Origin of the sequence: Chryseobacterium capnotolerans, from assembly GCF_021278965.1 — a bacterium.
GTDB classification, from domain to species: Bacteria; Bacteroidota; Bacteroidia; order Flavobacteriales; family Weeksellaceae; genus Chryseobacterium; species Chryseobacterium capnotolerans.
Genome location: NZ_CP065589.1, coordinates 2547168 through 2560268, shown reverse-complemented (window position 1 = coordinate 2560268; position 13101 = coordinate 2547168). Strand labels below are relative to the sequence as shown.

Annotated in this window: 15 protein-coding genes; 11 read left to right on the top strand and 4 right to left on the bottom strand. The window is 34.5% G+C overall.

The window, feature by feature from the left end; genetic code table 11:
- Positions 1–30: 30 nt before the first annotated feature.
- Complete coding sequence (locus tag H5J24_RS12195) at positions 31–663, bottom strand: NAD(P)H-dependent oxidoreductase (RefSeq protein ID WP_068942959.1); 633 nt, start codon at positions 661–663, stop codon at positions 31–33.
- 154 nt (positions 664–817) lie between these two features.
- Here H5J24_RS12195 and H5J24_RS12190 point away from each other — a divergent pair, with 154 nt between their 5' ends.
- The 6 genes from H5J24_RS12190 (at position 818) to H5J24_RS12165 (ending at position 6422) form a co-directional block, all read left to right on the top strand.
- Complete coding sequence (locus H5J24_RS12190) at positions 818–1174, top strand: winged helix-turn-helix transcriptional regulator (RefSeq protein WP_068942960.1); 357 nt, start codon at positions 818–820, stop codon at positions 1172–1174.
- A gap of 215 nt (positions 1175–1389) precedes the next feature.
- The gene (locus tag H5J24_RS12185) at positions 1390–2844 is read left to right on the top strand and encodes a tetratricopeptide repeat protein (protein WP_068942961.1); all 1455 of its coding nucleotides are present in this window, start codon (positions 1390–1392) and stop codon (positions 2842–2844) included.
- Between the two features lie 750 nt (positions 2845–3594).
- Positions 3595–3951 (top strand): hypothetical protein, encoded by a 357-nt coding sequence (locus H5J24_RS12180; RefSeq protein ID WP_068942962.1) that lies wholly within the window; start codon positions 3595–3597, stop codon positions 3949–3951.
- A 146-nt stretch (positions 3952–4097) separates the two neighbouring features.
- The gene (locus H5J24_RS12175; RefSeq protein ID WP_068942963.1) at positions 4098–4334 is read left to right on the top strand and encodes a hypothetical protein; all 237 of its coding nucleotides are present in this window, start codon (positions 4098–4100) and stop codon (positions 4332–4334) included.
- Positions 4335–4408: 74 nt separating this feature from the next.
- A complete protein-coding gene (locus H5J24_RS12170; protein ID WP_232816331.1) occupies positions 4409–5851 on the top strand; it encodes an autotransporter outer membrane beta-barrel domain-containing protein in 1443 nt (480 codons plus the stop codon).
- Positions 5852–5954: 103 nt separating this feature from the next.
- A complete protein-coding gene (locus tag H5J24_RS12165) occupies positions 5955–6422 on the top strand; it encodes a transposase (RefSeq protein WP_228407617.1) in 468 nt (155 codons plus the stop codon).
- 421 nt (positions 6423–6843) lie between these two features.
- Here H5J24_RS12165 and H5J24_RS25605 read toward each other — a convergent pair whose 3' ends face one another.
- Positions 6844–7341 carry a DNA glycosylase AlkZ-like family protein gene (locus tag H5J24_RS25605; RefSeq protein WP_283250781.1) on the bottom strand — a complete coding sequence of 166 codons (498 nt, stop codon included), beginning with the start codon at positions 7339–7341 and terminating at the stop codon, positions 6844–6846.
- Positions 7313–8041, bottom strand: coding sequence for a DNA glycosylase AlkZ-like family protein (locus H5J24_RS25600; protein WP_283250780.1), 729 nt, complete (start codon positions 8039–8041; stop codon positions 7313–7315). Before H5J24_RS25600 ends, H5J24_RS25605 begins: the two co-directional genes overlap by 29 nt.
- 251 nt (positions 8042–8292) lie before the next feature.
- Between H5J24_RS25600 and H5J24_RS25595 the strand changes: the two genes are divergently transcribed.
- The 5 genes from H5J24_RS25595 to H5J24_RS12140 all read left to right on the top strand — a co-directional run bounded on the left by H5J24_RS25595 (position 8293) and on the right by H5J24_RS12140 (position 12355).
- Positions 8293–8427, top strand: coding sequence for a hypothetical protein (locus tag H5J24_RS25595; RefSeq protein ID WP_262495872.1), 135 nt, complete (start codon positions 8293–8295; stop codon positions 8425–8427).
- 539 nt (positions 8428–8966) lie between these two features.
- Complete coding sequence (locus tag H5J24_RS12155; RefSeq protein WP_141395676.1) at positions 8967–10226, top strand: hypothetical protein; 1260 nt, start codon at positions 8967–8969, stop codon at positions 10224–10226.
- A gap of 179 nt (positions 10227–10405) precedes the next feature.
- Positions 10406–10834 carry a transposase gene (locus tag H5J24_RS12150; RefSeq protein ID WP_068942968.1) on the top strand — a complete coding sequence of 143 codons (429 nt, stop codon included), beginning with the start codon at positions 10406–10408 and terminating at the stop codon, positions 10832–10834.
- A 110-nt stretch (positions 10835–10944) separates the two neighbouring features.
- On the top strand, positions 10945–11262 hold the full coding sequence (locus tag H5J24_RS12145; protein ID WP_068942969.1) for a transposase: 318 nt from the start codon (positions 10945–10947) through the stop codon (positions 11260–11262).
- A 148-nt stretch (positions 11263–11410) separates the two neighbouring features.
- Positions 11411–12355, top strand: a complete 945-nt coding sequence (locus tag H5J24_RS12140; protein WP_068942970.1) for a helix-turn-helix transcriptional regulator — start codon at positions 11411–11413, stop codon at positions 12353–12355.
- Positions 12356–12463: 108 nt separating this feature from the next.
- Here the strand turns inward: H5J24_RS12140 and H5J24_RS12135 are convergent, their stop codons facing one another.
- Complete coding sequence (locus H5J24_RS12135; protein WP_068942971.1) at positions 12464–12883, bottom strand: EamA family transporter; 420 nt, start codon at positions 12881–12883, stop codon at positions 12464–12466.
- Positions 12884–13101 lie beyond the last annotated feature (218 nt).

The window sequence follows — 13101 nt, the reverse complement described above, 5'->3', positions numbered from 1 at the left end:
CTGTTTTTTATTATTAATTTTAGACTTAATTTAGTTGATCTCCACAAACAGTTCCTCCTTCGACCTTCTTACTCTGTCCAGTTTCCCCCACCAGTCGGTTTCTTCATCTTTATAGCCAAGAGCCATTAAAACAGTACTTTTTAAACCTTGTCCAGGCAAATTAAGCAGCTCATCTACAGCTTCATTGTTAAATCCTTCTATTGGAGTAGCATCTACTCTAAGATCAGCTGCTGCTAAAAGTCCAAAACCTAAAGCAATATAAGTTTGTTTGGAAGCATTATTAAAATGCTGGTCTCTGGTTTGTTTTTCCAGCATGCCCAATAAATTCAAACGATAATCATCTGTAGCACTGTTGGGTAGTTTTCTTACCTGATTGCTGAACTCAAAAAATGAATCTACTCTTTCTGTGGTATATTCATCCCACGCAGCAAAGATCAGGATATGTGAAGCTTGTACAATCTGATCCTGATTGCAGGAAATAGGCTGTAATTTTTCTCTTAATTCCTTATTTGTAATAACTAAAACTTTAAATGGCTGTAGTCCTGAGCTTGAAGGGGCAAGACGAATAGCTTCCAGTATTTGCTCCATTTTATCATCTTCAATGGTTTTTCCATTATAGCCTTTGGTGGCAGATCTCCAGTTTAGTGTTTCATTTAGTGACATAATTGTATTATTTACTTACTGATTGATGATGCAAAGTTACACCATAAGCAGTTGCTTTTATATACCTGTTACCCGTAGGTAATCAGTTACCTATAGGTAATCAAGTTTCAATAGTTTTGAATAATTACCTAATTTTGTGATCTAATGATTCAATATGAAAAAGGAAAGATTGGAATTGGGACCAGAGTGTAAAAATCATATCAGAGGTGTAAAAGATACAGTCTATCTGCTGGAAGGGAAATGGAAAACCATTATCATCAGCCATCTCTATTTTGGGGGTAAAATGCGTTTTATGGATCTGAAAAGGCAGCTTGAAGGGATTGCTGCCAAAACCCTTTCAAAAGAGCTTAAAGATTTAGAGATGAATAATCTGGTGAGCAGAACCCAAAACAATACAATGCCTGTAACGGTAGATTATGAACTTACGGATTTTGGAAAAAGCCTGCACGACATTATTGATACGATGGCGAAATGGGGAATAGAGTACCGGGAACAGCTGCTTAAAAGCTAAGCATAACTTACATTGTCAAAAATATAGAATCCTTAATATTTGCAGGTAATGAGGGCTTATTCTTTAGTTCTCTGTATTTTTTTATGAATATCAGTAGAAAGCCTTTGTTATCGATAAAAATCTATAAAAATTCACTTTTTTCATTGTTTTATTAATGATAATTTTGCGTCTATCTTAATTGTATAGGTATTTTGTTTCTTAATGTTATCGATTTAATGAAAAATTTCCACATTTTTATTCTGCTATTGAGCAGCCTTTTTGTTCAGGGCCAAATGAATGTAGAGAAGCAAATAGACCTTCTTCTTGATAAATCTTTTACAGAATTTACTGATGTACAATTAATTCCTGCTCTTACAAGTGCCAATGAAGCTTTAAAGAAATCGGATAAAATTAATTATTCTAAGGGCAAAACACTGGCAAATATTTACATTGCGAAGGTATTGGCTGAAACAGGTGGATATAATGAGGCATTAAGTTATCTCAAAAAAGCTGAGAATGAACCTTATTTTACCTCTTATATTGATATACAGGTTGAGGTCTGCAGATTGAGAGGAAGAACGTATGGACTTCTTAGCATGATGAATCTTTCTCTTCAGGAATTCTATAAGCAATTGAAATTTTCTCAAAAGATAAAGGACCCTTATAGAAAGGCAATGTCTACTTATTGGTCCCATGAAAACCTTACAGAAGTTTACACACAGCTGAAGCAATATGACTCAGTCTGGGTGCATTTACAAAAACAGGAGGACATTTTAAAAAAGATGAAAGAAGAGCAGGTCTTTTTTGATCTTAGTGGAACCTATGCTAAAAAAGGACAGATATATACCCTGCAAAAAGAGTATGGAAAAGCCCAGAAATATCTGGATAAATCATTGTTTTTGCTTGAAAAATATAAGGTTCCTTATTTATACTATGCTTTGAGAAAGTATGGAGATCTGGAAGCTGCCAGAGGAAACAAGGATTTGGCAATCAGTTATTATCGCAAAGCACTTCAGAGTGCTGCAGAATTAGAGGCCACAGATGCTGTGCAGCAATTATACAGAGTATTGGGAGATTATTTTATGAAAAATAATCTTGATCCCAAGGAAGCTAACCAGTATCTTTACCAATATCAAAAACTGAGTGATTCTCTTGATGTTGCAAATAAACAAGTAGTAGAGCAGGCACTCAGCCAAATTCTGGACCAGAAAGAACATGAAAATAAAATCAAAAGCAGACAGTATATATATCTTATTATCTCTGTAGTTATTCTATTATTGATTGGGGCTTTATTTTGGTACAGATGGCACATTCAAAATAAAAAGCTTATTTATAAAAATAAAAAGACACTTTCTGAGATGAGCCAGACCACCGTAGAGCTCGAAAAGAAAATAGAAGAAAATAAATTCAATGATCTTCTTACGTTGGCCAAAAATAATAATCCCGAATTTCTGATTCTTTTTTCAGAATTATATCCGGATTTTATCCAAAAATTAAAAACTATCGACCCAAAAATAAGGAGCAGTGAGCTCATCTTCTGTGCAATGGCCTATCTTAATTTTTCAGCCAAAGATGTTGCAACCTATACGTACGTAACCTTGGGAGCTGTTGAGATGCGGCGAAGCAGGCTCCGTAAAAAGTATTCTATTCCTTCAGATATAGACTTTAATAACTGGATGAGAGAATATTAGCATCTTAAAGCATTTTATTGATTGAAATAATAGCAACCGTTGGCAGAATGTCAATGGTTGTTTGCTTTAATAGATCATAAAAACAGGCTTTTACGGAGCTTTGTATTTGATAATTAGTAGAAAATACTATTCATTTTTATGATGACATGATCAGTAGTGTATTACTATTCATCAGAGGAAGAAAGAGAATGTATAATTTCCGATGTAACAGAATCCATAATAATCAAAATTTCTTTCTTCTGACCTATGATTACAAGTCTTAAATCTCTATTTGGGAGGGTATAATGTGGATGAGAATGTCAAACAGAATTGTATATACTTAATAGAGTTTTTTTGCGAATCTTCTTAGAATATTTACATCAAAATATAAAGGATTTTGGTTTCAAAGCTATTGCTGCGGTCTCCCAGTTCTTTGTGTGAAATATGATAGGAAGTTGTCCTTACTTTTCAGGATTAAAGGTTTTCGTTTTTTAAATAGAAATCGCTTGTTTGTAAAGGTAGAGTTATTAAAATAATTTTGTTTTTATTTCATTGATAGTCAGGTTGTTGAAATTGTGTATAGCTTTTGTAGGGGGTGTTTAATTTGCTATTAAGTACTAAAATAATGAATATTTGCGCATTCTAATTGATGAGAAAAAACAGAACTGAAAAACACAGATAATTCACAAAAAGGAAAATGGAAATTTGATTGTAAAGACAATTATTTATCTATCCATGTTGTGATTGTAACACTAAGACTATTATTCATCCATGACAACACAAATAATAACATTTAAAGAAGATGCTTTTCATTTTATATGGAGATTGCTTTTGCCGGGTAGTGTTGTAATTAATAGCTTTTTTAATGCGCAGGTATATATTGGTAATGTGATGGCCAGGAGCATTGTTTTTATGGGATTTTCTTTTTTAGAGAATAAAAATAATATTCACCATGTTACTATACAAAATTCAGGTACGAAATCTAAAGCTTTCACGATGTTTCTGCTTTATGCTTATGGAAGATCAATAAATCCTGAGAAGGCTCTTTTAAAGAGAGATAAACCATTTGAAAACATTCCTGTAAAACGGACCTTATTTTTACCAAGGTCACCACCTTATATAAATTAACATAAACCATATCTATTAGATAACACTCAACCTTTCATTCATAATAAAATAGATGAAGATCTTAAGTTTCATTACATCAAAAGTGTAGTGCAGGTACTGAACTGCCTGCCATTAAAATAAAAAAACAAATACATGCCTCAACAACAATGAAGAAAAAATTAATTTTTGTAGCGGTACTCTTATCCGGAATATCAGCCTTCGGACAGATTGGTATTAGTACGCCGGATCCCAAGGAAACACTGGATATTGTAGCTTCTTCTACAGATAGTACCAAAACTTACGGACTTATTATTCCAAGGCTAAAAGGCACGGAACTTAAGGCAAAAGATTCTAAATACACAAATGATCCCTCAGATTTATATAAGATCTGTATTCTTAAATAACACACAAGGATAAATAAATATACAACACATGAAAAAAAAACATCATTCTTTTAGGAACATTATTGATCTCCGGATTGGCATTTTCGCAGGTAGGAGTTAATACAACATCTCCCCAGGCAACTTTTGATATCGTAGGAATGTCAACAGATATTACTAAAACAGATGGTCTGATTGCCCCGAGATTGAAAGGCTCAGAACTGAAAACCAAAGATGGATTATATTCCACAGCCCAGACAGGGGCCATTGTCTACATTACTGAGGCTTTGGCTTCTACCGGAACGACTGCAAAAACAGCTAATGTTACAACAGTAGGATATTTCTATTTTGATGGAACACTATGGCAGAAGTTAACATATGGAACTTTTACAGAAACAGACGGCGTGATTGGTAATGAGGTGCTCAATGCAACTGCTAACGGCGGATTAACCAGGGCCGGATCCGGAACAGCAGCAAGTCCTTATACATTGGGCCTTATTTCTGGTACAGCCAATGGCCAGGTAATGACTTGGAATGGCACAACATGGAACCCGGCGGCTGTAAACCTTACCGAGGTAGACGGGGTCATTGGTAATGAAGTACTCAACGCAACTGCTAATGGTGGATTAACCAGAGCTGGATCCGGAACAGCAGCAAATCCTTATACATTGGGCCTTACCTCTGGAACTGCCAATGGACAGGTAATGACTTGGAACGGGACAACATGGAGTCCATCAAACGCTTTGAATATCTATAATGCTGATGGAAAACTTACAGGACCGAGAACTTTAACACAAAATGGGAATTACCTTAATTTTAAAGGTGCTCAAAATACTCAGTTTTTAAATACCTCAGGAATAGGAATACAACAAGACTCAGGCACTGGAGCTAGATCTTCCATAGGATTTTCGAATGGTGGTAATTATCAACTTTGGATATATACTGATACAAATAATGCTGCTCAAATTAATGCTGTCGGTAATAGTACTTCTTTATCAATAGGAACCAATAATACAACTAATCCTGCAGGAATTGACTTCAAAACAAGTACAGGTGGAGGTGTAGTGGGCACTCAAAGGGCAGAGATTGATCCGGCTGGAAAATTCAATATTATTAACACCTTAAGTGTTGGATACCCCGGCCAGCAAACCTTTGCCAGCAATCAGAAGCTGAAAGTAAACGGAAGTATTGCAACGGCAACTACTACTTATCCTGATTACGTTTTTGAAGATTATTACGATAAAAGTTCGTTGATAAAACCTGCTTATAAGTTCACTTCTTTATATGAAACTGAAAAATTCATTAAAGAAAACAAGCACCTTCCCGGCGTAACTTCTATTAAAGAGCTTGAGAAAACTGAAGAAGGGTATTCTTTCAATATTTCTGATCTGTCTGTACAATCATTGGAGAAGATTGAAGAACTGTATCTACACACCATAGAACAGCAGAAGCAGATTGATGAACAAAAAAACAATATCATTTCATTACTGAAAATTACAGAAAAGCTTCAGGCGGAAATAGACGTTTTGAAAAAGCAATAAGATACTCAATAATGTGATTACAGTGTTTCGGTACGAAGGGGGCAAAAATTGTCCCCGGAGTACTGATTGAATAAACGTTGATGAATTAAAATTGTATTTGAGAATGATAAAACACAATGTATTGATAGACTTTAAAGAAATTCATATGGGTAACCTGATTAATATCCGGGTTCGGGAGAAAAAGATCGGTTTACTTCGAATATGTGGTTTTCTTAAATGTACAGGGGAAGAAATTGAAAAGATGTATACTTCAAGCAGTATTGATTCCGAGATGCTTTTGAAATGGAGTAAACTCTTGGAATATGATTTCTTTCGTATTTATTCGCAGCATATTATTCTGTTTGCCCCATGTAATTCTGATCAGGAAAAAGCACAACCCAAAGAAGATTCAATATTACCCAATTTTAGAAAAAGCCTTTATACCAGGGAAATCATTGATTTTATGCTGAATCAGTATAATTCAGGAAATATGTCCAGACAGGAAATTTATCAAAGGTATAAGATCCCAAAATCAACCTTTCATAAATGGCTGAATAAATATAATAATAAACTTAGAGAATCTGAAGATTAGTATGCTGAGCCCTTTCAAATAACAAAATTTAAATAATCCCATGAATATAAATCGCCCCGATTATAGAATTATTTACCAGGATATGCTTCATAAGCAGTACCCGGAGAAGATAAATGAATGTAACGAATTATTAAAAAAGAAGACCTGGATACTGCGGATATTCTGGAACTTAACCGGCGGATCTTTCCTCATATTTATAAAAGCAAAGAAAAATGTTCTCAAAGACACCGTGCTTATAATGAGTCTGATATTTTGAGAGTACTGGATTATCAGAAAAAAACAGATTGAACAATTCGCAGCTCGCCAGCCATTTTAAAATGAGCAGAAATACCATTACCAAATGGAAAAGGCTGGAGCAGTTTGTAAAGTAAAATTAAAAAAACGGCAGTTCTTAGAGTTGCTGTTTTTTATATATTCTCAGTTAATGAGATAGTGCTTTATTGATTGCCTTTTTCAACGTAGATGGACTTACCTGGGTGAGCTGCAATGACTCACAACCATTAAAGAAAGCAAAACGTTTAACAGCATCAGCAAAAGACGGTAACCAAAGTTCCGGAGCAATGGCTGTATTCTCAATATGAAGATGAATCAGCTCCAATTTTTTTTCCTTTCTATGGGCTTTACAATCCACTCTTCCGATAAAAATATTTCCAAACAAGATGGGCAGGCAGAAATAACCATACTGCCTTTTTTCCTTAGGAACATAGCACTCAAGACGGAAATCAAAATCAAAAATATGTTTGATTCGGTCACGATGAATAATAGAATTGTCAAAGGGAGACAGTAACCTGATCTCTGGATTATCAATGTCATTAGATTTTTCAAGCAAACCACTTTGAATAAAGACAGAAGGAAGCCCTTCAATAGAGATTTTCTGTATTTCACCCTTTTCAAGCAATGACTGTAAAACCAAATTCACATTTTTTTTTCAACACATCACCTTTCCTGAGATGGGTGATCTGTTTTAAAGTGGTAAAACCATACGCATTGAGCGTTGTTTTTACCAGATATTGAGCAAATTCAAATGGAGTAGGAACTGTTGCATTAATAGATGAAGGCAATACCTTTTCTGTAAGATCATAGGTTTTCTGCATACCACTGCGCCCGCTTATCATGAGGTCTCCCTGCATGAAAAGTCTTTCAAGAGCCAATTTTGCAGGTTTCCAGTTCCACCAGCTTCCGGTTTTATCCTTTTTACTCTCAAAATCTCTTGCCATTTTGGGGCCTTCTGCGCGGATCGTATCTACTACATATTTCATGATCTTTTTATCTGCATTATAATAATGAGAATCACTTTGCTTTACATGAAGCATCTGAGGCAATGCATAACGAAAATCCTGCATAGGAAGATAAGAGGCAGCATGAAACCAATATTCAAAAACTTTACGTTCTTGTACCAATGTTTCCAGAACATCTGATTGAAAATCAGGAATTCTTGTCCATAAAGTATGATGATGAGCCCTTTCTATTACAGATAATGTATCAATCTGTATATATCCGAGACGTTCCATAGCAGTAAGCACAGCCTCTTTTCCGGTTCCAAATGGTGTGGCTTGTACTAATCCCTGGCGATCTAATGTAATAAGCTGTAAGGTTTGTAATGCTGGTATCTTTTTCATATCAATAAGATACAAATGTATCAAATTAAAAGAGACAAAGTGATTATCATCCACTTCTGTTTTTGACTTTTCAGAACTTAAGTTTTTTGTATTTTAGTCCTATTCCTAATCAGATTGGCCGTTGTGCATAGAAAAAAATACTGTTTTATATAAAATTTGAAGAATTGAATCCTAATTTATAGACTAAAATAGAAAAAGCAGAAGAGGTTGCTATTGGCTATACAGAGACCGATGAAAATTTTTTTATTAAGATGAATGCAGGAAGCTATCTGATATTTCCCAAGAAACAGGTTCATGATCTTATGGGGTTAAAAAACTATTTCCATGAAATCTGCAGCGGCCAGAAAATTCCCTATTATGAAGAATTGAACTGGGAATGGAAATAGTAAAAAAATAATATCTTAATGATGAAGACTCATCTTGGTTACTTTGAAAGCATAGATAGTAAAACTAAAGCTTTGCCCTAATTTCAGATCCATATTTTTCCTATTTTAAAATAGTACAATACTTCTCCTGATTCTGAATGAAGTTTTCTTTTGGGAATTTTATTTTTAAAGAATATATGGAATAAAACAAGCTTCATGGAGTATTTATTTTTTAACCTCAATGTAAATAATCAGAATTTTTGTAAAACGAACGTGTTTTATTGTAATGGTTTTATTTTCAATGTATTGTTGCTTGTTTGTTGCTGTCGGACGTATCTGTGACGTATCTGATGATAAGTTTGTAGTGTATCTGTAGCGTATAGGTTTTCTTGGGTTGTGGATACAATAACTCTAATCTTGCATTGAAATTTTAATCGATCAATGGGTGTTTAGAAAAAGCAGTTTGGAGTTATGAAAAAGTATTCAGTATGCTCTATATAGTACAAAACTTCTTTGGCTAAAACCATTGTAATACTCAATTTAAATACAATAAACACAGAATGAAAAAGTATCTTCTGCCATTAATGATAATGGCTTACTCGATGAGTTATTCACAGGTTGGTATTAATACTCCTAATCCCCAAGGAATCTTTAATATTGATGGAAAAAAAGACAATAGTGCAACAGGAAGCCCTACTGTAGGGCAACAAGCCAATGATTTTGTTGTAATGGCTGATGGAAGTGTAGGAGTAGGAACTACATCTCCTGATCTGTCAGCAATATTAGAGCTTAATGTGAGTCAATTGGTATCAGGAAAACAGAAAGGTTTTCTGGGACCAAGAGTAGCTTTAACGGCCTACAACGATTCCTCTACAATTCCGAATCCTGCTACCGGATTATTGGTTTATAATCTGGGAACACAATCTACATTTACCTATGCCGGATATGTATATTGGGATGGTACTCAATGGAGACCTTTGGATGGACGTTTATTGCAGCAGGGTACTATAGGAGCTTTGCGATGTACTGATGCTAATCTGGACCCGCTTACCTATACAGCCGGTACTCCTTTTCAAGGAACAATGACTATTCCTTATACCGGCGGAAACGGCGGAATATATTCTACACAGACCTTAGGGCCTGTAAACGGACTTACTGCAACCATTACCCAAGGAAATTTCGCACAAGGATCAGGTACTTTAATTTATACTATTTCCGGAACTCCCACGGTATCTAGCCCTAATACAACAGTATTCCCTGTTTCTATAGGTGGACAGACGTGTAATGCGGAAATAGGCGGAGGTAAAAAGCTCAATCCGGGAGAGTATCAGTTCTTCACCTATGAAGTTCCGGCAACTACCACAGGTTTGCTAAGTACGATGACTTCCAATCCGCCTATTTTAGGAGCAAAAGTTAGACTGGATCTTAATTTTTCGGGCAGTTCCAATACAGGGTCAGGTGGAGTAACATATAATCCCAGATTAGTCAATGTATCTTCCAGTAATGTGAAAATGTGGTATGCGGCATTATCCAGTGTAGACCGTTTCCGTAGAGCCAATATTTTAGTCGCTCCTGGAGGGTATGTGGAAACAGATAACGGGATCTATCTTAACTGGGGTGATAATATGAACAGCAGTTCTACCCCTATAAATTCTACAAGCACTACTGATGATTCTCAGGAAATAGAAACCATAGACCTGGCAATTGATGGTATTTGGTATCGATTAACCATTTTTGTGTATGTGGATAATTTAAATGATACTATTGCAGCCAATAATATCAGACGTATTCATATTACAGCACAGAGAATGTCTTCCTAATGTTTAGTTCCGGCGGGGCGGAGCGCCCCGCCGGAACCTTTAAATATCCTGTCTGATAAGAATAAAAATAATCAAAGTATCCTTTTACAGACCTAGTTGACCTATTAAAATAAAACACAAACCGATTATAAATACTGTTTCCTTTCTGGAGTACTGGTATTTTAAAAGAAAAAATAAATATGAATTATAAAAACATTCATATAGGAAATCTGATTAAGCATGCCGTTTCTGAAAGCAATATAGAATTATCCCGTATCTGTAATTTTTTCCACTGTACTGAAAAAGAGGTAGGTGAAATGTATACCTGCAGCAGTCTGGATACTGAAATTGTCCTTAAATGGAGTAAACTTTTGGAATATGATTTTTTTAGAATCTATACTCAGCATTTGATTCTTTATGCTCCAGCCTCCCCTAAAATTAAAAATACTCTATCCGAAGATAAAAAAACGGGATTGCCTCAGTTTCGCAAAAATATTTATACCAGAGAAGTCATAGATTTTATTCTTGAACAAATAAAAAATGGCAGAATGACGAGGGAAGAAATTATTATACGATATAGAATTCCTAAAACAACTCTCCATAAATGGATAGGTAAATACAGCCGGTAAGTTATTGTTAAATTTTGTTGACATTGGCTGGTATGGAAGCAGAAAGATAATTTATATAGACTTTGATACTGTTCCCGAAACAGTAATCCGTTAATATACTGCAGCAAAATATGGAAAAATATAAACAACCTGATTTTAAAAAGATCTACAAAGATATCATTACAATTAAATGTCCTGATAAATATAATCTGTGCGAATATTTATTGTTGAAAGATGAACTTTTAGCCTTAGATATTCTTAAACTTAACACTATTATTTTTGGAGCTTCTGAAAAGAAAAACAGTCAATATCACTCTTATAAAAGAACAGATGTTCTTAGAATTCTGGATTATCAGAAAAAAAATAAACTGAATAATACCCAGCTAGCCCATCATTTTAAACTAAGCCGGAATACCATCGCGAAATGGAGAAAGATATTTTTAGTGTAAATAATTTTGTAATAGTCAAACAATTTTTAATATAATAGCAAATTTATAAATATACTTTTAACCAAAATTGATTATATGAATAAAATATAAAAGCATTTTATTTATTTTTGTATTGAATTTCATGTTTTTTGCTCAATATCTATAAATTATGTTTCGAAAAATCTGGGATTATATAGCAAACAGACATATTGCTTCCAATATAGACCCGCTTGAGCTTATCGAAGCTCAGAGAATGAATTTATTTGCATTTTCTATTGGAGCTGTTCTGATTTTTAACGGCTGCAGGGATCTGATATTTGGATTGAAGACCAACTTTTTTGTTTTATCAACACTGGGAATATTCTATCTCTTCCTTTTCTTTTTTACAAAATTGCGGTACAATCATTTTGTGGCCTTGTTTAGCCTTGAACTTTTGTTGTTGTTGGTTTTTTTCTTTTCATCCACTACGGGCTTTGAAAATGGTCTTTCATTATACTATTTTGTCATTATGCTGGCCTCGCTGTTTATTTTTAATTCCAAAAAGACAGTTCGGTACAATCTGATTGTTTATCTCTCTGTACTTATTCTTTTCAGTTTCAGCCATTATTATGATTTCAGAATATTTGCCGTTGAAGGGGCAGATAATGTACTGTTTTCAGAAAACCAAAGACTGATTACCTTTTTACAGGTGTTTTTAGGAGTGAGTATCCTGGGATACTTTATACTTTCAAAACAGTTTAAAATAGTGAAACTATACCAACAGGCGCTGAGAAGTGAAAAGATTATTGCTGATATGAGGGCAAAACTCAATAGTAAGGATCAGATAGATCTTGAAGGTATTGTAAAGCTGGCTATGAGCGATGATATTGCCTTCATTCCTAAAGTTAAACAGATGTTTCCTGATTTATACGATAACCTCATGAAAATTAATACTGATATGAGCACAGACGAATTTAAGCTTTGTGCCTTGATTAAACTAGGTTTTACAACAAAAGATATTGCGGAGTACAATCACCTTGCAGTACGTACTATTCAAACCAGGAAGAGCAGACTCAGAAAATCATTTGGAATCTCTGCTGATGTTGATCTGTATAAATGGATTGATATGGTGTGATGAATAAATGGTTGAGAATCATTTATTTATTTTAATGCTGTTTAATTGGCTTTGCAAACGAATAAAGTATTCAATTCTCCTCTTGTAAAACTTGTGCTTAAAAGTCAATCATTGTTCAAAGATCAAAACCACAGTTCCTATAATAATCAATAAAGCCCCAATTGCTGTTTTTAAAGTAAGAGATTCCCCAAGAAATATAACGGAAAGAACAATCGTTAAAGCAACACTTAATTTATCAACAGGAGCCACCTGGGTCACTTTACCAACCTGCAGAGCTTTAAAATAAAATATCCATGAAAGCCCCGTTGTCAGCCCGGAAACGACAAGATAAATAAGATTATGACGGGAAAGGGCAGGGATACCTTTGTATTCACTCCGTGCTAAAACAATTCCCCATGCTGCCATCAGGATAATCACACTTCTGATAGCAGTGGCAAGGTTCGAGTTCACCCCTATAATACCAATCTTGGCAAAAATGGCAGTAAGCGAAGCAAAAAATGCTGAAAGAATTGCATATACCCACCACATACCGTAAGCTTTTAAATGGTTAGATAAAAATAGTAATACGCTGAAACTTTCTCTAAGCTACAAAATAATATTGGTTTTTATCTGACTTAGTAAAATTGTCATCGCATTTTATTATTTTAATTTTAAAATAAAAAGGGAGATAAAAACTTGTTTTTTGTCTAGAATTAACTACTTTTATCCCAACCAAGTAAACAATTCGTTTTGAGAACTACTCTTAA